This window comes from Streptomyces racemochromogenes (assembly GCF_039535215.1).
Classification (GTDB): Bacteria; Actinomycetota; Actinomycetes; order Streptomycetales; family Streptomycetaceae; genus Streptomyces; species Streptomyces racemochromogenes.
Genome location: NZ_BAAAWT010000001.1, coordinates 5,882,356 through 5,903,815 on the forward strand (window position 1 = coordinate 5,882,356; position 21,460 = coordinate 5,903,815).

A 21,460-nucleotide genomic window follows, 5' to 3' on the forward strand; every position below is an offset into this window, starting at 1 on the left:
GTCGGCTCCTTCCAGTGGCCTCGCCCCGCGTGTGACCGCTGGGAGCCCACTGAAACCGCCCGCCGGGAAAACGGGAGCGCGGAGGCGGTCCGGACGACCGCTGATCTGCCCGCGTGTTCATCGCCACGGCCGTCTTCCCGCCGCCCGCGCTCCCGTACCGCCGACGCTACGGGCAACTCCGGCGGCACTCAATGAACCCCGTGTTAAAGCGTGTTACGGAAGATCATCTACTCCTTCGGGGAGCGCACCCCGATGAACACCGGCTCCCGGCGCAGGGTGAAGCCCATGGACTCGTACAGCCGCACCGCGCCCGTGTTGCCCGCCGCCGCGTGCAGGAAGGGCAGGTCGCCGCGGTCCCGGATCGCCGCCGCCACCGCCCGCACGAGCCGGGCCGCCAGGCCCCGGCCGCGGAAGTCCGGATGGGTGCACACCGCGCTGATCTCGCTCCAGCCCGGCGGCCGCATCCGCTCCCCGGCCATCGCCACGAGCCGGCCCTCGTGCCGGATCCCCAGATAGGTGCCCAGCTCGACCGTGCGGGGCAGGAAGGGGCCCGGCTCGGTCAGCTCCACCAGGGCCGTCATCTCCTCCACGTCGGCCGGGCCGAGCCGGACCGCCTCCGGCGCGTGCTCGACCCGCACCGCCCGGCCGTCCAGCTGGACCCCGGGGATCACGGCCACCGTCTCCCAGCCCGCCGGCGGCGTCAGCAGGCCCGTCAGCCACACCTCCTGCCCCGGGCCGGCCAGCGCCGCCAGGTCCGCCCAGGCCGACGGGTCCCGCGGGTCGGCGAGGGCGGCGAAGGGGGTGGCGGACCGCAGGTAGCGGGCCGCGCCGCTGCCCGCGTACTCGGCGAAGGCACGGTGCGGGCCGTTCAGGGAGGCCCACACCGGGTTGTCGAGCGGTGAGACGGGATTCTCGGCGGACATGTCGTGCGGGATCCTTCCGGAGTGCCGTGCCGGTCGGCCGCAGGGTAAGCCCCCGGGACCCGGCTGAGCAGCCGGTTTTCCCCCGGATGTCAGGTCCCGCCCGGGCCCCCGCACCGGCCCCGGGGCCACCGGAAACCCGCCGCGCAACGAATCACCGCACATCCACCGGAACGCGCAACGAATCGATGCGCCCAGCGCAACGGTCACGGCTTGTCCAGGTCGAACGCCCGAACGTACCGTTTTACGACCCCCACCCCACCTGTCACAGAGGTACGCCCATGCCCCCGCTGCGCACCGCACTCCTCCAGAGCTCCGGACGGCTCGGCGACACCGCCGAGAACCTGAAGCGGCTCGACGAGGCCGCGTCGCGCGCCGCACAGGGCGGGGCCGGGCTCCTCGTGACCTCGGAGATGTACCTGACCGGCTACGCGCTGGACCTCCAGGAAGTGCCGGGGTACGCCGAACCGGCCGACGGCGAGTCCGCCCACGCCATCGCGGGCATCGCCCGCCGCCACGGGATCGCCGTCCTGTACGGCTACCCGGAGCGGGACGGCGACACCGTCTACAACTCGGCGCAGCTGATCGGCCCCGACGGTGCCCGGCTGGCGAACTACCGCAAGACCCACCTCTTCGGCTGCTTCGAGCAGGACGCCTTCACCCCCGGCGACACGGCCGTCGTCCAGGCGGACCTGAACGGCCTCCGCGTCGGCATCATGATCTGCTACGACGTGGAGTTCCCCGAGAACGTACGGGCCCACGCGCTCGCCGGGACCGACCTCCTCCTGGTCCCGACCGCGCAGATGCACCCCTTCCAGTTCGTCGCCGAACAGCTGGTCCCCGTACGGGCCTTCGAGAACCAGATGTACATCGCGTACGTCAACCGGACCGGCCCCGAGGGCGAGTTCGAGTTCGTCGGCCTCAGCTGCCTCGCCAGCCCCGACGGGGTCACCCGCACCCGGGCCGGCCGCGGCGAGGAGATGGTCTTCGGCCAGGTCGACCCGGAGCTCCTGGAAGCCTCCCGCGAGACCAACCCGTACCTGCGCGACCGCCGCCCCGGGCTCTACGCCTCCCTCGTCTGAGCCCCAGCTCCGCCCCCAGCCCTCCCGCCCCGCCCGTTCTGCCGCAAGGAGACGTACCCCCATGACGTCCACGGTGCCCACCACCGCCGTTCCGCACAGCGACGGCCAGCCCCCGATCACCATGTTCGGGCCGGACTTCCCGTACGCCTACGACGACTTCCTCGCCCACCCGGCGGGCCTGGGCCAGATACCGGCGACCGAGCACGGCACCGAGGTCGCCGTCATCGGCGGCGGCCTGTCCGGCATCATCTCCGCCTACGAGCTGATGAAGATGGGCCTCAAGCCCGTCGTGTACGAGGCCGACCAGATCGGCGGCCGCCTGCGCACCGTCGGCTTCGAGGGCGCCGGCACCGAGGGCCTGACCGCGGAGATGGGCGCCATGCGCTTCCCGCCGTCCTCCACCGCGCTCCAGCACTACATCGACCTCGTGGGCCTGCAGACCCAGCCCTTCCCGAACCCGCTGTCCGAGGCCACCCCCTCGACGGTCGTGGACCTCAAGGGCGAGACCCACTACGCCGAGACCATCGCCGACCTCCCGCAGGTCTACCGCGACGTCGCCGCCGCGTGGAACGCCTGCCTTGACGAGGGCGCCGACTTCTCCGACATGAACACCGCGATGCGCGAGCGGGACGTCCCGCGCATCCGCGAGATCTGGGCGAAGCTCGTCGAGAAGCTCGACGACGAGACCTTCTACGGCTTCCTCTGCAAGTCCGAGGCCTTCAAGTCCTTCCGCAAGCGCGAGATCTTCGGCCAGGTCGGCTTCGGCACCGGCGGCTGGGACACCGACTTCCCGAACTCCATCCTGGAGATCCTGCGCGTCGTCTACACCGAGGCGGACGACCACCACCGCGGCATCGTCGGCGGCTCGCAGCAGCTGCCGCTGCGCCTGTGGGAGCGCGAGCCCGAGAAGATCCTGTACTGGGCCCAGGGCACGTCCCTGTCGTCCCTGCACGACGGCACCCCGCGCCCGGCGGTCACCCGCCTGCACCGCACGGCCGGCAACCGCATCACCGTCACCGACGCGTCGGGCGACATCCGCACCTACCGCGCCGCGATCTTCACGGCCCAGTCGTGGATGCTGCTGTCGAAGATCGCGTGCGACGACACGCTCTTCCCGATCGACCACTGGACGGCGATCGAGCGCACCCACTACATGGAGTCCAGCAAGCTCTTCATCCCCGTCGACCGCCCCTTCTGGCTCGACAAGGACGAGGAGACGGGCCGCGACGTCATGTCGATGACCCTCACGGACCGCATGACCCGCGGCACGTACCTGCTGGACAACGGCCCGGACCAGCCGGCCGTGATCTGCCTGTCGTACACCTGGTGCGACGACAGCCTCAAGTGGCTGCCGCTGTCCGCGAACGAGCGGATGGAGGTCATGCTGAAGTCCCTCGGCGAGATCTACCCCAAGGTCGACATCCGCCGCCACATCATCGGCAACCCGGTGACCGTGTCCTGGGAGAACGAGCCCTACTTCATGGGCGCGTTCAAGGCCAACCTGCCGGGCCACTACCGCTACCAGCGGCGCCTGTACACCCACTTCATGCAGGACCGCCTCCCCGAGGACAAGCGCGGCATCTTCCTCGCGGGCGACGACATCTCCTGGACGGCCGGCTGGGCCGAGGGCGCGGTGCAGACCGCGCTGAACGCCGTCTGGGGTGTCATGCACCACCTCGGCGGGTCCACGGACGCCGCGAACCCGGGCCCGGGCGACGTCTTCGACGAGATCGCCCCGGTCGAACTCCCCGAGGACTAGCCCTTCCCGACGCACCGCTCGCGCGGTGCGGCGCCAGGGCGCCTTACCGGCTTCGCGCCGCTGCACCGGACTCCGTCCGGTGTGTGCGGGGCGGGGCCGGTTTCGTTTGGGCCGGGGTGGTGGGGTTGGGTGCGGGTGGTTGTCCGCTGCGCGGGGCGAGGTCCCCTACCCGCCCTTCCACCGTTCCCAGGGGCTGCGCCCCTGACCCCGATACCGGGCGCTCCGCGCCCGGTACGCTCAAACGCCGCGCGGGCTGGACGTGCGCAGCACATCTCAGCCCCGCCTGGGGGCACCTCCCAGCGGTAGCTGGGGGAGTTTGAGGCGCGAGGGTCTGGGGGCGGAGCCCCCAGGGAACGGGCGAAGGGCGGGGCGGGGAGCAGCCCGCGCAGCGGCCCCCGCACCCGCGGCGGCACCAGCCGGTCACGCGGCCCGCGCAGCGGGGGGTCACCAGGGGCAGCACCGCGCAGCGGAGCGGCGGGCCGTCGGCGTGAGGAGGCACCGCCCGACCAGGCCGACCCCGGCGTCGAGTGACTCCTCGAACTCCTCCGCCAGGTCGGGGGAGCGCCGCAGCGTCCACAGCAGGCGGGCCGACGCCCAGGCCCCCGCCCGGGCCCGCTCCAGGCTCCAGGAGCCCAGCAGGTGCGTGAGCGGGTCGGCGACCTCCAGCAGGTCGGGGCCCGGCATCAGGTCCTCCCGGATGCGCTCCTCCAGGGAGACCAGGGTGTCGCCGACCCGGTGGAAGTCGGCTTCGAGGGCCGTCGGCGGGCAGTCCAGGGCGCGGCAGGTGGACACCACCGCCAGGGCCAGGTCGTGCCCGATGTGGGCGTTGATCCCGGCCAGCGCGTGCTGGAGCGGCCGCACCCCCGGGTGGCGCCGGTACTGGAGCAGCGGGCGCCAGCAGGCCGGCGCCCGGTCCGCCTCCACCGCCGTCAGGTACCGCTCCGCGAACCGCACGGCCAGCGTCTGCGCCCGCCGCGGCGCCGGGAACTCGCCCTGGCCGATCCGCCGGTGCAGGGTCTGCGTCACGGTCATGTACACCCGGTTGAAGACGGCGACACCGTCCTGCGCGGGGAGCCGCTCGTCCAGGGCGCGCATCCGCGCGAGTACCGCTTCCATGCAGGGCAGCGTCCCAGCCCGGACGCCCCGCGCGGGGAACTTGGCCGTGCGCTTCGCCGGTTCGGGCGAAGGGGCGTCAACCCCGCTTGCCGCCCCCGGCGTCGGTGTCCGCGTCGGCGTCCGCGTCGTAGTCCGACGTGCCGGAGTCCAGCAGCGGCTCCTGCTCCTTCAGGTGCGCGGGGGCGAAGTAGCGCAGCGCGTGGTAGCCGGTGATCACCACGATCGTGCCGAGTGCGATCCCGCCCAGCTCGAAGCTGTCGGTGAAGTGCAGCTTGACCCCGCCGACGCCGATGATGATGCCCGCCGCGGCCGGCACCAGGTTCAGCGGGTTGCGCAGGTCCACCCGGCCGTTCAGCCAGATCTGCGCGCCGAGCAGGCCGATCATGCCGTACAGGATCACCGTGATGCCGCCCAGCACGCCGCCGGGGATCGCGGCCACGACCGCGCCGAACTTGGGGCACAGGCCGAAGAGCAGGGCGAAGCCGGCCGCGGCCCAGTAGGCCGCCGTGGAGTAGACGCGGGTGGCGGCCATGACGCCGATGTTCTCGGAGTACGTGGTGTTCGGCGGGCCGCCGACGGCGGTGGACAGCATGGACGCCGCGCCGTCGGCGGCGATGGCGGTGCCGAGCTTGTCGTCGAGCGGGTCGCCGGTCATCTCGCCGACGGCCTTGATGTGTCCGGCGTTCTCGGCGATCAGCGCGATCACCACCGGCAGCGCGATCAGGATGGCCGACCACTCGAAGGACGGCGCGTGGAAGGACGGCAGCCCGATCCAGTCGGCCTCGCCCACGCCGGAGAGGTCCAGCCGCCAGTGGTCCACGGCCTCGGGCCCGCCCACCGTGGAGTGGATCTTGCCGAAGACCAGGTCGAAGACCCAGGAGACCGCGTACCCGAACACCAGGCCCAGGAAGATCGCGATGCGCGACCAGAACCCGCGCAGGCACACCACCGCGAGCCCGGTGAACAGCATGGTCAGCAGGGCCGTCCACTGGTCCTGGGGCCAGTACGTCGAGGCCGTGACCGGCGCCAGGTTGAAGCCGATCAGCATCACGACCGCGCCCGTCACCACCGGCGGCATCGCCGCGTGGATGATCCGCGCCCCGAACCGCTGGACGGCCAGACCCGCGAGGAAGAGCGCCGCGCCCACGGTGAAGACCGCGCCCGTGACCACCGCGCTGTCCCCGCCGCCCGCCCGGATCGCCGCCGCGACGCCCACGAAGGAGAGGGAGCAGCCCAGGTAGGAGGGGACCCGCCCGCGCGTCGCGAGGAGGAAGATCACCGTCGCGATGCCCGACATCATGATCGCCAGGTTCGGGTCCAGGCCCATGAGGACCGGGGCGACGAAGCTGGCGCCGAACATCGCCACGACGTGCTGGGCGCCGAGTCCGGCGGTGCGCGGCCACGACAGCCGCTCCTCGGGCCGCACCACCGCGCCGGGAGCGGGCGTCCGCCCGTCTCCGTGCAGGGTCCAGCGCACGCCGAAGCCCATGTCCCACCACTTCCGTTCCGTCGGCCGATCAAGGATCCTGGCCCCTGCCGGTAGATCACCAGGAAGATCACCGAGGAGATCGGCAAGGGATCACCGCAGCGGGCCAGCGGATATATTACGGCCGGATAGGTGCTGGTTCGTCCCGATTGGCGGGAGTGGCCCCGCCCGGCGCCCGCCCGGTCCGCAGCATCCCCGCCCCCAAGGTCAGCGCGCACGCCAGCAGGGTCACCAGCCCGAACGACACCACCAGCGAGCTGGCGTCCGCCACCGCCCCGATCGCCGACGGCGCGACCAGCCCCGAGGTGTACGTGATCGTCGCGACCCCGGCGATGGCCTGCGCCGGAGCCGGCCCGCTGCGCGCCGCCGCCGCGAACGCGAGCGGCACCACCACCGCGATGCCGAGCCCGATCAGCCCGAAGCCCGCCATGGCCGCCGCCGGCTCCCGGACGCCGACCACCAGCAGCCCGCCCGCGACGGCCAGCACCCCGCCCGCCCGCACGGTCCGCACCGCCCCGAACCGGTCCACCACCCGGTCCCCGGCCAGCCGGGCCAGCGCCATGGTCAGCGCGAACGCGGTGGTGGAGGCCGCGGCCGGCCCGGCCGCCGAGCCCAGCACGTCCCGCAGGTACACCGCCGACCAGTCCAGGCTCGCCCCCTCCGCGAAGACCGCGCAGAAGCCCACCCCGCCGATCAGCAGGGCCGCCCTCGGCGGCCGGGCGAAGCGCGGCGGGGCCTCCTCCTCGCGGGCGGCGCGCAGGTCCAGCACCCCGCGTACGGCGACCAGCCCGGCGGCGGTCAGGGCCAGCGCGGCGACCAGGTGGTGCAGCCGGGCGTCGGCCCCCGCGTGCGCGGCGACCGTACCGGCGGCCGAACCGAGCAGCGCCCCGACGCTCCACATGCCGTGCAGCGAGGACATGACCGACCGGCCCAGCCGGTTCTCCGTCTCCACGCCGAGGGCGTTCATCGCCACGTCCGACATCCCGGCGGTGGCCCCGTAGACGAAGAGCGCCCCGCACAGGGTCCACAGGTTCGGGGCCAGGCCCGGCAGGACCAGCGACAGGGTCCACAGGGAAAGCAGCCCGCGCAGGGCGGTGCGGGCGCCGAAGCGGTGGTTGATCCGCCCGGCCAGCGGCATCGCGAGCGCCGCGCCGAGGGCCGGGAAGGCGAGCGCCAGGCCCAGGGTGCCGGCGCCGAGCTGGGCGTGCTCCTGGATCCAGGGGATGCGGGTGGCGAAGGAGCCGGTGACGCCTCCGTGGACGCAGAAGACGGCGGCGATCGCGAAGCGGGCGTGGCGCAGGCGCGCCGGGCTGAGTTCGGGTTCCCCGGTCATGGGAAGTAAACTATCAGGGAGCCTGCCTGATAGTTAGAGCCTTCCGCCTCCCTAAGATGGGCGCCGTGACCCCTGCCAAGGTGCTGACCCCCGCCGCGACGGCCGCGCCGTCCCCCGCCTCGCCGAGCACGGCCCGGGCCATCAACGACCGCCTCGCCCTCGAACTCCTCCAGGAGGAGGGGCCCCTGACGGCGCCCCAGCTCAAGCGGCTGACCGGGCTGTCCCGCCCCTCCGTCGCCGACCTCGTCGAACGGCTCGGCGCGGCCGGGCTGATCGAGGTCGTGGGGGAGTCCGGCGAACAGCGCCGCGGCCCCAACGCCCGTCTCTACGGGATCGTCGCGGGCCGCGCCCACCTGGCCGCCCTGGACGTACGGACCGACAGCGCGACCGCCGTGGTCACCGATCTCCTCGGCCGCCCCCTGGCCCGCGCCGCCCTGCCCGTCGACGCGGTCGGCGAGGCCGTGGCCCGGCTGGCGGAGCTGACCCGGGAGGCCGGCGCCCGGGAGCTGCACACCGTGGTCGTCGGCGCGCCCGGACTGGTCGCCCCGGCGGACGGCGGACTGCGCGACACCGGCGGGCTGCCCGCCTGGCACCGGGAGCTCGTGGCCGCGCTCCAGGAGACCCTGCCGGCCAGGGTGCTCGTGGAGAACGAGACCAACCTGGCGGCCGTCGCCGAGCAGCGCGCCGGAGCCGCGCGGGACCTGGACTCCTTCGTGCTGCTGTGGCTCGGCGCGGGCGTCGGCGCCGCCGTCGTCCTGGACGGGCGGCTGCGCCGGGGCGCCTCCGGCGGGGCCGGCGAGATCGGCTTCCTGCCCGTCCCCGGGACCGCAGGGCTGCCCTCCGCCACCGACTGCGGCGGCGGCTTCCACTCCCTGGCCGGGAGCGCGGCGGTGGCCGCCCTGGCGGCGGAGCACGGCTTCACCGGGCCCGTGGAGCAGGCCGTGGCCGGCGCGGCGGGGGAGGCCTTCCTCGACGCCCTCGCCGAGCGGCTCTCCCTCGGGGCGGCGGCCGTCGCCGCCGTCCTGGACCCGGGCTGCGTGGTCCTCGGCGGGGAGCTCGGCCACGCGGGCGGCCCCGGCCTCGCCGCCCGCGTCGCGGACCGCCTGGCCGCCCTGACCCCCGTCCCGACGGAGGTCCGCGCCACCGCGCTCGGCGGCCCGGCCGTCCTGGAGGGAGCCCGCCTGGCCGCCCGGGCCGCCGCCCAGGACGACCTGTTCGGGGGCTGAGGCCGCGAGGCCGGGGCGCCCGCCGGGCGCCTTCTACCCCCGCCGCTCCAGGAACTCCCCGAAGGTGGTCCGGCCCACCGCCTGGGCGGGGGCCAGGTTCCCGCCGCGCCGGAAGCCCGCGTACGCCTTCCCCGCGAGCGGCAGCGCGACCACCCTCCGCCTGCTCCCCGTCGCCGCGAGGTAGGTCCGCCCCCACTCCTGGAGGGTGCGGATCTCGGGCCCGCCCATGTCCGCGACCCGGCCCGCCGGAGCCGGCCCGGCCAGCTCCGCCAGCCGGTCCGCGACCTCCTCGACGGCGATGGGCTGCACCCGTACGCCCTTGGGCAGCGGGACCAGCGGGAGCTTCGCCGCGGCGGCCGTCACCTGGGCCACCAGGTCGTGGAACTGGGTGGTCCGCAGGAGGGTGACCCCGAGCCCGGACCCCTCCAGCATCCGCTCCACCCGCAGCTTCGTCCGGTAGTAGCCGAGCGGCACCACGTCCACCCCGACGATCGAGATGTAGACGAGGTTGGTGACGGTCCCGGCGCGCCGGGCCGACGCGATCAGGTGCCGGGCCGCGACGTCGTCGCCGCCGCGCGGAGAGCTCGCGCAGTGCACGACGACCTCCGCGCCCGCCATCGCCGCGTCCAGCCCGCTGCCGTTGCGCAGGTCGACCGGGTACTCGGCGGAGGACCTGCTCAGGGCCCGGACCTCGTGGCCCCGGCCGCGCAGCCGGGCGACGACCAGGGCCCCGAGGTTCCCGGTGCCGCCGGTGACGAGGATCGTGCTCATGGTGGGTCGTCCTTCCACGTGGGGCTGCCTTCTCCCAGGAGACAGCCGGGGGCCGCGGAATGTGACAGCCCGCGCGGAGGCGGGCCCCGGACGCGACAGGACCCGGTGGCCGCCGGGCCACCGGGTCCTCGTTCACGCTCGTCCGCAGGGGGTCAGCAGGCGCCCTGGTCCTTCCAGACGCCCCACTGGCCGGTGGTGCCGGGCTCCTCGTTCTGCGTCCACCACTGGGCCTTCCAGGTGTGGCCCTTGTGCGAGACCACGTTCCCGGAGTTGTAGACCGTGCCCGCGACGTACGCCGGGGAGGTGCAGGTCCCGGGGGTGGTCGGCGGGGTCGTCGGGGGAGTGGTGGGCGGGGTGGTCGGCGGGGTGCTGCCGCCGCCCGGCTCGCCGGTGGTGGTGCCGCGCGCCAGGTCGCCGGCGAGGGCGTAGGTGGTGCCGGAGATGTTCACCGTCCAGTTGGAGGGCGTGGACACCGGCAGGTAGTAGTTGAACGCCAGGTCGACGGAGGCGCCCGGGGCCAGCGTCTGCCAGGCCGGGAGCTTCAGGGAGACCCGCTGGAAGTCGCCCTTCAGGCCGCCGACGTTGTTGCCGGTGTGGCCGGTGGCGATCACCTTCGTACCGAAACCGGACTGGTCCGAGGCATTGGCCGGCGCCGAGGTGCCGTAGTCGAACTGGAACTCGGTGCCGCCGGGCAGCGTGCTCTTCGTGTTGTTGGTGATCTTGAGCTTCGGGGTGATCGGGTAGTTGGAGTCGCCCAGCTTGAACTCGGTGAACTCCGTCCTGATGTCCACGGCCGACGCCGGCGGCACGGTGGCGCCCGCCTTCTTCGCGCCGTACGGGGCGGCGGCCTTGAACTTGTCGTACATCAGGGAGGTGAGCGTGTCGCCCGCCTCGTACTGGCCCTTGGCGGCGTTGTACGCGTAGTCGCCGGCCAGCTCCCAGACCATGGTGCCGCCGATGCCCCTGTCGACCACGTAGTCGGCCTTGGCCGCGACGGACTGCTCGTCCTCGGTGGACAGGAAGACCTTCTTCTGCGCGTTCCACAGCCACGGCGCCACCAGCGTGGAGTCGTACTTGCGGGCGTAGGCGCCGGTCAGGGTGGTGTTCGCGGGGAAGCCGTACTTGGTGACGTAGTCGCCGACGACGCCCTTCTCCAGGTTCTTGGCGTGCCACATCGGGTTGGAGCCCGCCGGGGACTCGACCCCGTTGGCGTCCTTGTCGTGCCAGAGGTTGTCGATGCCGACCGCGCCGTCACCGCACTTGGTCAGACCGGCGCCCGCCGGGCAGCTGGTGGCCGGGGCCTTGCCCCACAGGCCGTCCGTGCCGCCCTGCACGTTCTTGAAGCCGCGGGTGTAGTACGGCAGGCCGATGTTGATCCGGCCCGAGGGCATCGAGCCGCGGAAGTAGTGGTAGGCCCAGTCGGTGTTGAGGTAGCCGACGCCGCCGTACTGCGCGCTGCCGTAGACGCCGGCGGCCGCCAGTTCGGCGTCCTTGCCGTCGTCGAAGAGGGAGGCGTTGGGGCCGACGTACTCGTTCCAGGCGCCGTGCAGGTCGTAGGACATGATGTTGACGTAGTCCAGGTACTTCTGCATCTGGAACGTCTCCATGCCCCGCAGCAGGTAGCCGGAGGAGGGGGCGGCGACGGAGAGAAGGTAGTGCTTGCCGTCGGCGGCGCCCGCGCGGTCGAGCTTCTCGCGCAGCGTCTTCATGAGGACGTCGTAGCCCTTGACCAGGCCGGCCCGGCGGGCGTTCGACAGCTGCCAGTCCAGCGGGTTGCCCGCGTCCTTCATGGTGGTCGGGTACTCGTAGTCGATGTCGACGCCGTTGAACCCGTACTTGCGGACGAACTCCACCGAGGAGTCCGCGAAGGTGTCGATGCCCGCCTGGTTGACCGAACCGTCGGCGTTGGTGGCCATCGAGTAGAAGCCGCCGGAGGCGACCCGGTTGCCGTCGTCGCCGAAGTAACCGCCGGTCTCGGCCCAGCCGCCGACCGAGACCAGGGTCTTCACGTTCGGGTACTGCTTCTTGAACTTGTTCAGCAGGTTGAAGTGGCCCTTGTACGGGAGGGCCGGGTCCATCTCGGCCCCCGCGACGCCGGGCCAGGTCATCCCGGTGGCGGCGTTGTTCGCGTTGTCCGCCCCGACGGAGATCCTGTTGTCGGCGCCGACGTGGGCGAAGGCGTAGTTCAGGTGGGTGACCTTGGACCACGGGATGTTGCTGGCGAGGTAGGCGGGCGTGCCGTCCTTGCCGGTGCGCCAGCCGGTGAAGTAGCCGATGACGCGCCGCTGGTGGTCGGCGCCCATCTTCTCGCGGCCTTCGGCGTCGTAGACCGAGCAGTACGGGACGTCGACGCCGGCGGTCTTGTAGAGCCCGTCCGGGCGACAGCTCTCGTTGTCCGCGGCGTGGGACACGCCGGCCGAGAGCCCGCCGACCAGCAGTCCGGCTATCGCGGCGCCGGATGCCAGGAGCATCGCTCTCGTACGTGTGGGGGACAGCATGGTGCCTCCTGGGGAGGGGAGGATGGCAGGGGGCCAACGTGCGGCAACAGGCAGGAAAGTGGCGCTGGTTGGCCCGTGACGTGCGCACGTCGACAGGCCGGCTCCCGGGGAAGATGAAGGGAACGTTAAGAGGACTAGACCAACCCGTCAATAGGTCTGGACCAAAGCGGGGCGGGGGGAGGCCGGGGCACCGCCGGCGCCATAGGGGCGCTCGAGAATGGCCCTCCTGTGAGCCAGGCCACAGCACCTCACCCGCATGGCCCCCGACCGCCCGTGGCACACTGGCCCTAGTACCAGTAGCAGCGCACTCCGGGGTCGGTGTAATTCCGAACCGGCGGTATAGTCCGCGACCCGTCCGCATCCAGCGGCCGGTTGACCAGGTGAAATTCCTGGACCGACGGTTAAAGTCCGGATGGGAGGCAGTGCGCGGCGGGCCAGTCACCGGTACGCCGCCGTCGGCGGTCCATCGGCGTATCCCAGCGGATACGCGTCCCGAGGACCGTGTTCCCGGCCCGGCGTCCCCGCGTGCGCTACCCGCTTCATCTGTCGTATCCCGACAGGCCCCGGAGTCCGTGCCCGATGAGGCAGGAGGACCCGGTGGCGACACACGCCGCGCAGGCAGCACCCGACCCGAGCATCACCGCGATGCGCCGGGCCATCGAGCTGGCCTCCCGCGGACTCGGCTCCACCAGCCCCAACCCCGTCGTCGGCTGCGTCATCACCGACCCCGCGGGCGCCGTCGTCGGCGAAGGCTGGCACGAGCGGGCCGGCGGCCCGCACGCCGAGGTCCACGCCCTGCGCGCGGCGGGGGACGCCGCCCGCGGCGGCACCGCCTACGTCACCCTCGAACCCTGCAACCACACCGGCCGCACCGGCCCCTGCGCCCAGGCCCTCGCCGACGCCGGCATCGCCCGAGTGGTCTACGCCGTCTCCGACCCGAACCCGCAGGCCAGCGGCGGCGGAGCCACCCTGCGCGCCGCCGGGATCGCCACCGAGGCCGGCCTGCTGGCCGACGAGGCCGAACAGGGCAACACCGCCTGGCTGACCTCCGTACGCCTCGGCCGTCCCCACGTCACCTGGAAGTACGCCGCCACCCTCGACGGCCGCAGCGCCGCGGAGGACGGCAGCAGCCGCTGGATCACCTCCCCCGAGTCCCGCGCCGACGTCCACCGGCTGCGCGCCGAGGCCGACGCGGTCCTCGTGGGCGGCGGCACCCTGCGCGCCGACGACCCCCACCTCGCCGTCCGCGGCGTCGACGGAGCCGTCCAGCCGCTGCGCGTCGCCCTCGACACCCGCGCCGGCCTCCCGGCGACCGCCCGCATCCTCGACGACGCCGCCCCCACCCTGATCGTCACCGGCGAGGACGCCGACACCGCGCACCTGCCCGGCACCGACGTGCTGCGGCTGCCGCTGCGCGACGGCCGCCTCCCCCTCGACCTCCTCCTCGCCGAGCTGTACGGGCGCGGCGTGCGCTCCGTCCTCCTCGAAGGCGGACCCACCCTCGCCGGAGCCCTCCTCGAGGCCGGCGCCGTCGACCGTGTCGTCGGCTACATCGCCCCGGCCCTCCTCGGCGCCGGCCCCGCCGCCCTCGCCGGCGCCGGCATCACCAACATCGCCGGCGCGGTACGCCTCGAGATCACCGAGGCCGTCCGCACCGGACCCGATCTGCGCATCACCGCCGTTCCCGCCAACGCCCCCAAGGAGCACTGAGTGTTCACCGGAATCGTCGAAGAACTGGGCGAGGTCACCGCCGTCGAGCAGCTCGCCGAGGCCTCCCGCTTCCGCCTGCGCGGCCCCGTCGTCACCGAGGGCGCCAAGCACGGAGACTCGATCGCCGTCAACGGCGTCTGCCTGACCGTCGTCGAGACCGAGGACGGCGAGTTCACCGCCGACGTCATGCAGGAGACCCTCAACCGCTCCAGCCTCGGCGCCCTCGCCGCCGGCTCCCGCGTCAACCTGGAGCGCCCCATGGCGCTCGGCGGACGGCTCGGCGGCCACCTCGTCCAGGGACACGTCGACGGCACCGGCCGGATCATCTCCCGCACCCCCTCGGAGCACTGGGAGATCGTCAAGGTCTCCCTGCCGGAGAACCTCGCAAGGTACGTCGTAGAGAAGGGCTCTATCACTGTGGACGGCGTCAGCCTCACCGTGGTCGAGGCCGCCGCCGACTACTTCACCATCAGCCTCATCCCCACCACCCTCGCGCTGACCACCCTCGGCCTCAAGCAGAGCGGCGACCCGGTCAACCTCGAGGTCGACGTCCTCGCGAAGTACGTCGAGCGCCTGCTGGCCGCCGGCGTGAACCCCCTCCACGCGAAGGAGACGGCGCAGTGACCGCCCTGACCTGGCTCAACACCCAGGCCTTCGAGGTCTTCGGGCAGAAGGTCATCTGGTCCGACATGATCGGCAACCTGATGGGCCTGGCCGCCCTCGCCCTCGGCTGGCGCCGCTCCATATGGACCTGGCCCGCCCAGCTCCTCTCCGGCCTGATCCTGGTCGCCGCCTACGCCTCCGCCCACCTCGCGGGCGGCGTCGGCAAGCAGCTCCTGGTGATCTCGGTCGCCGTCTGGGGCTGGCGCGCCTGGCAGCTCGGCCGCCGGAAGGCGCAGGACGGCTCCATCGCCGTCCGCACCGCCACCTGGAAGGAGCGCGGACTGCTCCTCGCCGGAGCCGCCGCCGGCACCCTCGCCGTGGGCGGCCTGTTCACCCTCTTCCCGAACCTGTCGTGGAGCCCGTGGGCCGACGCCTACATCTTCGTCGGCACGATCGTGGCGATGGTGGCCCAGGCCCGCGGCCTGGTCGAGTTCTGGTTCGCCTGGCTCCTCGTCGACCTCGTCGGCGTCCCCCTCGCCTTCAACAGCGGCCTGGCCTTCTCCGGCCTCGTCTACGTCGTCTACTTCGCGCTCGTCCTGTGGGGCGCCTACGACTGGTACCAGCGCTCGCGCACCACCCCCGCCACGGTTCTCGAAGGAGCAACGGCATGACCACCATCCTCAAGTCCGTGCCGGACGCGGCCGACCAGGAGACCTTCCGGCTCGACCCCGTCGAGCAGGCCATCCGCGACATCGCCGCGGGCCGCCCCGTGGTCGTCGTCGACGACGAGGACCGCGAGAACGAGGGCGACCTCGTCATCGCCGCCGAGAAGGCCACCCCCGAGATCGTCGCGTTCATGATGAGCGAGTGCCGGGGCCTGATCTGCGCGCCGATGGAGGGCCCCGAGCTGGAGCGCCTGGAGCTCCCGCAGATGGTCCAGCACAACACCGAGTCGATGAAGACCGCCTTCACCGTCTCCGTCGACGCCACCGCCGAGCACGGCGTCACGACCGGCATCTCCGCCGCCGACCGCGCCACCACCCTGCGCCTGCTGGCCAACGGCACCTCGGAGGCCGGCGACTTCGTCCGCCCCGGCCACGTCTTCCCGCTGCGCGCCAAGCCCGGCGGCGTCCTGGTCCGCAACGGCCACACCGAGGCCGCCGTCGACCTCGCCCGCCTCGCGGGCCTGCGCCCGGCCGGCGCCATCGTGGAGATCGCCGGCGAGGACGGGGTCATGCTGCGGCTGCCCGAGCTGATCCCCTTCGCCCGCAAGCACGGCCTGACGATCATCTCCATCGAGGACCTGATCGCCTACCGCCGCTCCTCCGAGCCGACCGTCCGCCGCGAGGCCGAGGTCAGCCTGCCGACCGCCGCCGGCGACTTCACCGCGTACGGCTACCGCTCCACCGTCGACGGCGTCGAGCACGTCGCCCTCGTCCACGGCGAGGTCGGCGACGGCGAGGACGTCCTGGTCCGGATGCACTCCGAATGCCTGACCGGCGACATCTTCCAGTCCCAGCGCTGCGACTGCGGCCCCCAGCTCCAGGCCGCCATGGCCCGCATCCAGACCGAGGGCCGCGGCGTGGTCGTCTACCTGCGCGGGCACGAGGGCCGCGGCATCGGACTGCTGTCCAAGCTGCGCGCCTACGAGCTCCAGGAACGCGGCCGCGACACCCTGGACGCCAACCTGGAACTCGGCCTGCCCGCCGACGCCCGCGACTACGGGGCCGGCGCCCAGATGCTCGCCGACCTCGGCGTCCGCAGCGTCCGGCTGCTGACCAACAACCCCGACAAGTCGGACGCCCTCGTCCGCCACGGCATCGCCGTCGCCGGCCGGGAACCCATGCCCGTCGAGGCCGGCGAGCACAACCTGCGGTACCTGCGCACCAAGCGGGACCGGATGGGCCACGACCTGCCCTGGCTGGAGGGTGCCGTACCGACCTCCGCCTGCGGCAACCAGTAACCACCGACCAACCAGACCCACACGAACCGAAACACCGAGGAGCAGAGCTGTGAGCGGCAAGGGCGCACCCGAACTGAGCGTGAAGAACTGCGGAGACCTCCGGGTGGCCGTGGTCGCGGCCCAGTGGCACGAGAAGGTCATGGACGGTCTGGTCGACGGCGCCCTGCGCGCCCTGCACGAGCTGGGGATCGACGAGCCCACCCTGCTCCGCGTCCCCGGCAGCTTCGAACTCCCGGTCGTCGCCAAGGTCCTGGCCGGCCGCGGCTACGACGCCGTCGTCGCCCTCGGCGTGGTCATCCGAGGCGGCACCCCGCACTTCGACTACGTCTGCCAGGGCGTCACCCAGGGCCTCGTACAGGTGTCGATCGACACCGGAGTCCCTGTCGGCTTCGGCGTCCTGACCTGCGACAACGACGAGCAGGCGCTGGACCGCGCGGGCCTTGAGGGGTCGAACGAGGACAAGGGGCACGAAGCGGTCACCGCCGCCGTCGCCACCGCGATGACGCTGCGTACCGTCAGCGAACCCTGGCGGTAGTCCAAGGAGTGAACCCCGGCACCGCGGGACCCGGGTGAGCCCGTACTCTAAGGGCATCATGGCGAACGAACCCACCAAGAGCTTCGAAGAGCTCTTCACGGAGCTCCAGCACAAGGCCGCCAACGGCGACCCCAGCACCTCCCGCACCGCCGAGCTCGTCGGCAAGGGCGTCCATGCCATCGGCAAGAAGATCGTCGAGGAGGCCGCCGAGGTCTGGATGGCCGCCGAGCACGAGGGCAAGGAAGCCGCCGCCGAGGAGATCTCCCAGCTGCTCTACCACGTCCAGGTGATGATGGTGGCGCGCGGGATCTCCCTCGACGACGTCTACGCGCACCTCTAGGCCGGAGCCCCGTACCGGAGCCCGCAGTACCGGGGCCCCGCCCCGCCCACACCCTTCGCACCCACGCACCAAAGGAAGCCCATGCTGCGCATCGCCGTCCCCAACAAGGGTTCACTCTCCGGACCGGCGTCGGCGATGCTCCATGAGGCCGGCTACCGCCAGCGCAAGGAGTCCAAGGAACTCGTCACGGTCGACCCCGACAACGAGGTCGAGTTCTTCTACCTCCGCCCGAAGGACATCGCGATCTACGTCGCCTCGGGCAAGCTGGACATCGGCATCACCGGCCGCGACCTCCTGCTCGACTCCGGCGCCAACGCCGAGGAGATCCTGCCGCTGAACTTCGGCCGGTCCACCTTCCGCTACGCCACCAAGCCCGGCACCGCGAAGGGCCCCGAGGACTTCGGCGGGATGACGATCGCCACCTCGTACGAGGGGATCGTCGCCAAGCACCTCGCCGACCAGGGCATCGACGCCTCCGTCGTCCACCTGGACGGCGCCGTCGAGACCGCCATCGAGCTCGGCGTCGCGCAGGTCATCGCCGACGTCGTCGAGACCGGCACCAGCCTGCGCAACGCCGGCCTGGAGGTGATCGGCGAGCCGATCCTCCAGTCCGAGGCGACCGTCATCCGCCGCACCGGCGCCGGCGTCGAGGACCCCAAGGTCGCGCAGTTCCTGCGCCGCCTCCAGGGCGTCCTGGTGGCCCGCAGCTACGTGATGATGGACTACGACTGCCGCGCCGAGCACCTGGAGCGCGCCGTCGCCCTCACCCCGGGCCTGGAGTCCCCGACGATCTCCCCGCTCCACAACGAGGGCTGGGTCGCGGTCCGCGCGATGGTCCCCGCCAAGGAGGCCCAGCGGATCATGGACGACCTGTACGAACTCGGCGCGCGCGCGATCCTCACCACCTCGATCCACGCCTGCCGCCTCTAGGGCGGCTCCGGACGGGAGGGTCCGCACCCGGACCCTCCCGCCCCCACGCCCCCGTACGGCGCACCACCCCGCGCCGTCCTCCCGTACGTCACCCCAGAAGGCCCAGCGCACCATGAGCGAGTCCGCCGCCCGCCCCGCCCCGCCCGCCCTGCCGGTCACCTTCCGGCCGAACCGCACCCGGGCGGTGCTGCTCAGCGTCGGGACCGTCATGTTCGCCACCATCACGGCGATCGGGCTGCTCCTGGAGAACCTCGGCCCCGGCGAGCGGGTCAGCTTCGTCTTCACCGCCGCCCTGATGGCCTCCGTCCTCGTCCTGCTCAGCCGCCCCAAGGTGGTCGCGGACGAGAACGGCGTCACCGTGGTGAACCTCACCACCACCCGCCGCCTGGAGTGGGCGCAGATCCTCCGCGTCAACCTCCGCCCCGGCGACCCGTGGGTCTTCCTCGACCTCAACGACGGCACCAGTCTTCCCGTCCTCGGCATCCAGCCCGGCGTGGCCAAGGCCCGGGCCATCGGCGACGCCCGCGCCCTGCGCGCCCTCGCCGAAACCCACGGAACCGGCACAAACGACCACTGACCCGGCCGGGCCTCGTCGCTGCGTCCCATTGCGGCGGCGATCTCAATGACTACCCTGGTGGCGGGGCGCACCCGTGTGCCCTCCCACCGCCCCGGGACCCCGTGGCCCGTGGGCACCCTACGACCAGAGGAGTGACTCCCTCCAGCAATGGACGGATCGTCCGGTAGTACCCGCGCCGCCCTCCCCACGGAGGCGGCGGCATGACCATCCCGCTACTGCTGCTCGTGGCGGCCTTCGCACTGATCCTCGCCAACGGTTTCTTCGTGGCGGCCGAGTTCGGCCTCGTCACCGTCGAGAAGCCCGAGGCCGAGCGCGCCGCAGCCGAGGGCGACCGCCGTGCCCGCACGGTCGTCGAAGCCCTGCGGGAGCTGTCCTTCCAGCTCTCCGGCACCCAGCTCGGCATCACCATCACCTCACTCGTCGTCGGCATGCTCGCCGAACCGGCGCTCGCCGCCCTGCTGTCCGGGCCGCTCGCCGCCACCGGCCTGCCCGCCGGAGCCGTCTCCGGCATCGCCGTCTTCACCGGCATGCTGCTCGCCTCCGCCGTGCAGATGGTCGTCGGCGAGCTCGTCCCGAAGAACTGGGCGGTCTCCCGGCCGCTCCAGGTGGCCCGCTTCGTGGCCGGCCCGCAGCAGGTCTTCTCCCGGGCCTTCCGGCCCGTCATCGCCGGCCTCAACTCCGTCGCCAACCGCCTCGTGCGGGCGCTCGGAGTGGAGCCCGCCGAGGAGATGGCCTCCGCCCGCACCCCCGGCGAGCTGGTCTCCCTGGTCCGCCATTCGGCCCAGGCCGGTGCCCTCGAGCAGGACACCGCCGACCTCTTCGTACGGACCCTGTCGCTGGGCGAGCTCACCGCCCAGCACGTCATGACCCCCCGCGTGAAGGTCAGCGCCCTCCAGGACACGGCCACCGCGGCCGACGTGCTGAACCTGACCCGCGCCACCGGCCTGTCCCGCTTCCCGGTCTACCGCGAGCGCATCGACGAGGTCACCGGCGTCGTCCACCTCAAGGACGCCCTCGCCGTGCCCGAGTCCGAACGCGCCCGCACCTCCGTCGCCCGGATCTGCGTCGCCCCGCTGCTGGTCCCCGGCTCCCTGCCGGTCCAGCCGCTGCTGGAGCGGCTGCGCAGCGAACAGCCCATGGCCGTGGTCGTCGACGAGTACGGCGGCACCGCCGGCGTGGTCACCCTGGAGGACATCGTGGAGGAACTCGTCGGAGAGGTCCGCGACGAGCACGACCTCGCCGAGGACGACAGCCCCGAACTGGCCGCCGTACCCGGCGAGGACGGCCGCCCCTCCTGGGAGGCCGACGGCAGCTGCCGCGTGCAGACCCTGCGCCGGATAGGCCTCGACGTGCCCGAGGGGCCCTACGAGACCGTCGCCGGGCTCGTGGCCGACCTCCTCGGCCGGATCCCCTCACCCGGGGACCGGGCCGAGCTGCCCGGCTGGAAGCTGTCCGTCCGCCAGGTCCGGCGCAACCGCGCGGAGCGGGTGCGCCTGGTACGCCTCACGGCCGTGCCGGCCCCCCCGAGCGGCCGCCCGGCCGCCGAGCTGGAAGGCGCCGCCCTGTGAACGCGCTGCAGCTCGTCTTCGCCCTGCTCCTCGTCCTGGCCAACGGCTTCTTCGTCGGCGCCGAGTTCGCGCTCGTCTCCGTACGCCGCAGCCAGATCGAGCCGCTGGCCGCCGGCTCCAAGCGGGCCCGCCAGGTGCTGTACGGCCTGGAGAACCTGCCGCGCATGATGGCCGCCGCCCAGTTCGGCATCACCATGTGCTCGCTGACCCTCGGCGCCGTCGCCGAGCCCACGGTGGCCCGGCTGCTGGAGCCCGTCTTCCACGCCCTGCACGTGCCCGAGGGCCTGATCCACCCCCTCGGCTACGTGGTGGCCCTGTCGGCGGTGGTCTTCCTGCACCTGGTCATCGGCGAGATGGTCCCGAAGAACCTCGCCATGGCCGCGCCCGAGAAGACCTCCCTGTGGTTCAGCCCCGGCCTGGTCGCCTTCGCCCGCCTCTGCGGCCCCGTCACCACGGCGCTCGGCGCGTGCGCGGCGCTGGTCCTGCGGCTGTTCAAGGTCGAGCCGAAGGACGAGGTCGAGGCCGTCTACACCAGCGCGCAGCTGGGCCGGCTGGTGGAGGACTCCCGGCAGGCCGGGCTCCTCGAACCGGTCGAGCAGGAGCGCCTGGAGGACGCCCTGGAGCTGGGCAGCCGCCCGGTCACCGACGTCCTGCTCAGGCGGGACCGCCTCGTCACGGTGGGCCCGGCCGTCACGCCCCGCGAGATCGAGCAGCTGACGGTCCGCACCGGCTACTCCCGCTTCCCCGTCCGCACCGAGACGGGGGCCTTCATGGGGTACCTCCACGTCAAGGACGTCCTGGACCTGGAGGACCGCGAGCGGGCGGTGCCGCAGCGGGTGTGGCGCCGGATGACCACCCTGTGCTCCACCCTCCCGCTGGACGACGCCCTCAGCGTCATGCGCCGCGACGCCACCCACCTGGCCCAGGTGGCCGACCCGTCGGGCCGGATCCTGGGCCTGGTGGCCCTGGAGGACGTCCTCGAAATGCTGGTCGGCGAGGTCCGCGACCCCGCCCACCGGCCCTTCGCCCGCGCCTGATCCGGC

The 21,460-nt window shown here is 72.9% G+C and carries 19 protein-coding genes and 1 riboswitch; of the genes, 13 read left to right on the forward strand and 6 right to left on the reverse strand.

Annotated elements, in window-relative coordinates:
* Window positions 1-227 precede the first annotated feature (227 nt).
* A complete protein-coding gene (locus tag ABD973_RS27110; protein ID WP_125820481.1) occupies window positions 228-923 on the reverse strand; it encodes a GNAT family N-acetyltransferase in 696 nt (231 codons plus the stop codon).
* Window positions 924-1,201: 278 nt separating this feature from the next.
* Between ABD973_RS27110 and ABD973_RS27115 the strand changes: the two genes are divergently transcribed.
* Together ABD973_RS27115 and ABD973_RS27120 are read left to right on the forward strand one after the other, a co-directional pair.
* Window positions 1,202-2,002: a carbon-nitrogen hydrolase family protein gene (locus ABD973_RS27115; protein ID WP_125820480.1), complete on the forward strand. Its 801-nt coding sequence runs from the start codon at window positions 1,202-1,204 to the stop codon at window positions 2,000-2,002.
* A gap of 61 nt (window positions 2,003-2,063) precedes the next feature.
* Window positions 2,064-3,761, forward strand: a complete 1,698-nt coding sequence (locus ABD973_RS27120) for a flavin monoamine oxidase family protein (RefSeq protein WP_125605716.1) — start codon at window positions 2,064-2,066, stop codon at window positions 3,759-3,761.
* Between the two features lie 444 nt (window positions 3,762-4,205).
* Here the strand turns inward: ABD973_RS27120 and ABD973_RS27125 are convergent, their stop codons facing one another.
* The 3 genes from ABD973_RS27125 to ABD973_RS27135 form a co-directional block, all read right to left on the reverse strand.
* Window positions 4,206-4,877: a DUF5995 family protein gene (locus ABD973_RS27125; protein WP_125820479.1), complete on the reverse strand. Its 672-nt coding sequence runs from the start codon at window positions 4,875-4,877 to the stop codon at window positions 4,206-4,208.
* 76 nt (window positions 4,878-4,953) lie between these two features.
* Entirely contained in the window at window positions 4,954-6,366 is a 1,413-nt protein-coding gene (locus ABD973_RS27130; protein WP_125820478.1) for a uracil-xanthine permease family protein, read from the reverse strand.
* A gap of 115 nt (window positions 6,367-6,481) precedes the next feature.
* Window positions 6,482-7,696, reverse strand: coding sequence for an MFS transporter (locus tag ABD973_RS27135; protein ID WP_125820477.1), 1,215 nt, complete (start codon window positions 7,694-7,696; stop codon window positions 6,482-6,484).
* Between the two features lie 65 nt (window positions 7,697-7,761).
* Between ABD973_RS27135 and ABD973_RS27140 the strand changes: the two genes are divergently transcribed.
* On the forward strand, window positions 7,762-8,922 hold the full coding sequence (locus ABD973_RS27140; RefSeq protein ID WP_386382218.1) for an ROK family transcriptional regulator: 1,161 nt from the start codon (window positions 7,762-7,764) through the stop codon (window positions 8,920-8,922).
* 33 nt (window positions 8,923-8,955) lie between these two features.
* Here ABD973_RS27140 and ABD973_RS27145 read toward each other — a convergent pair whose 3' ends face one another.
* Together ABD973_RS27145 and ABD973_RS27150 are read right to left on the reverse strand one after the other, a co-directional pair.
* Window positions 8,956-9,693, reverse strand: a complete 738-nt coding sequence (locus tag ABD973_RS27145; RefSeq protein WP_125820475.1) for an SDR family oxidoreductase — start codon at window positions 9,691-9,693, stop codon at window positions 8,956-8,958.
* A gap of 152 nt (window positions 9,694-9,845) precedes the next feature.
* Complete coding sequence (locus ABD973_RS27150) at window positions 9,846-12,191, reverse strand: chitinase C-terminal domain-containing protein (protein WP_345502579.1); 2,346 nt, start codon at window positions 12,189-12,191, stop codon at window positions 9,846-9,848.
* A gap of 300 nt (window positions 12,192-12,491) precedes the next feature.
* Window positions 12,492-12,621, forward strand: a riboswitch (FMN riboswitch).
* A gap of 149 nt (window positions 12,622-12,770) precedes the next feature.
* Here ABD973_RS27150 and ribD point away from each other — a divergent pair.
* The 10 genes from ribD to ABD973_RS27200 all read left to right on the forward strand — a co-directional run bounded on the left by ribD (window position 12,771) and on the right by ABD973_RS27200 (window position 21,454).
* Window positions 12,771-13,901 carry a bifunctional diaminohydroxyphosphoribosylaminopyrimidine deaminase/5-amino-6-(5-phosphoribosylamino)uracil reductase RibD gene (ribD, locus tag ABD973_RS27155; RefSeq protein ID WP_386382221.1) on the forward strand — a complete coding sequence of 377 codons (1,131 nt, stop codon included), beginning with the start codon at window positions 12,771-12,773 and terminating at the stop codon, window positions 13,899-13,901.
* Window positions 13,902-14,525 carry a riboflavin synthase gene (locus ABD973_RS27160; RefSeq protein WP_125603402.1) on the forward strand — a complete coding sequence of 208 codons (624 nt, stop codon included), beginning with the start codon at window positions 13,902-13,904 and terminating at the stop codon, window positions 14,523-14,525.
* On the forward strand, window positions 14,522-15,175 hold the full coding sequence (locus tag ABD973_RS27165; RefSeq protein ID WP_125820472.1) for a nicotinamide mononucleotide transporter family protein: 654 nt from the start codon (window positions 14,522-14,524) through the stop codon (window positions 15,173-15,175). The genes ABD973_RS27160 and ABD973_RS27165 overlap by 4 nt, the downstream gene beginning before the upstream one ends.
* Window positions 15,172-16,467, forward strand: coding sequence for a bifunctional 3,4-dihydroxy-2-butanone-4-phosphate synthase/GTP cyclohydrolase II (locus ABD973_RS27170; protein ID WP_125820471.1), 1,296 nt, complete (start codon window positions 15,172-15,174; stop codon window positions 16,465-16,467). Before ABD973_RS27165 ends, ABD973_RS27170 begins: the two co-directional genes overlap by 4 nt.
* A 49-nt stretch (window positions 16,468-16,516) precedes the next feature.
* Window positions 16,517-17,002 (forward strand): 6,7-dimethyl-8-ribityllumazine synthase, encoded by a 486-nt coding sequence (ribH, locus tag ABD973_RS27175; protein WP_125603399.1) that lies wholly within the window; start codon window positions 16,517-16,519, stop codon window positions 17,000-17,002.
* Window positions 17,003-17,060: 58 nt separating this feature from the next.
* On the forward strand, window positions 17,061-17,342 hold the full coding sequence (locus tag ABD973_RS27180; protein ID WP_125820470.1) for a phosphoribosyl-ATP diphosphatase: 282 nt from the start codon (window positions 17,061-17,063) through the stop codon (window positions 17,340-17,342).
* An 81-nt stretch (window positions 17,343-17,423) separates the two neighbouring features.
* Window positions 17,424-18,272 (forward strand): ATP phosphoribosyltransferase, encoded by an 849-nt coding sequence (gene hisG / locus ABD973_RS27185; protein ID WP_125603397.1) that lies wholly within the window; start codon window positions 17,424-17,426, stop codon window positions 18,270-18,272.
* 112 nt (window positions 18,273-18,384) lie between these two features.
* Window positions 18,385-18,849, forward strand: coding sequence for a PH domain-containing protein (locus ABD973_RS27190; RefSeq protein ID WP_125820469.1), 465 nt, complete (start codon window positions 18,385-18,387; stop codon window positions 18,847-18,849).
* 200 nt (window positions 18,850-19,049) lie between these two features.
* Window positions 19,050-20,417 carry a hemolysin family protein gene (locus ABD973_RS27195; protein WP_345502586.1) on the forward strand — a complete coding sequence of 456 codons (1,368 nt, stop codon included), beginning with the start codon at window positions 19,050-19,052 and terminating at the stop codon, window positions 20,415-20,417.
* Window positions 20,414-21,454, forward strand: coding sequence for a hemolysin family protein (locus ABD973_RS27200; RefSeq protein WP_125604577.1), 1,041 nt, complete (start codon window positions 20,414-20,416; stop codon window positions 21,452-21,454). Before ABD973_RS27195 ends, ABD973_RS27200 begins: the two co-directional genes overlap by 4 nt.
* Window positions 21,455-21,460 lie beyond the last annotated feature (6 nt).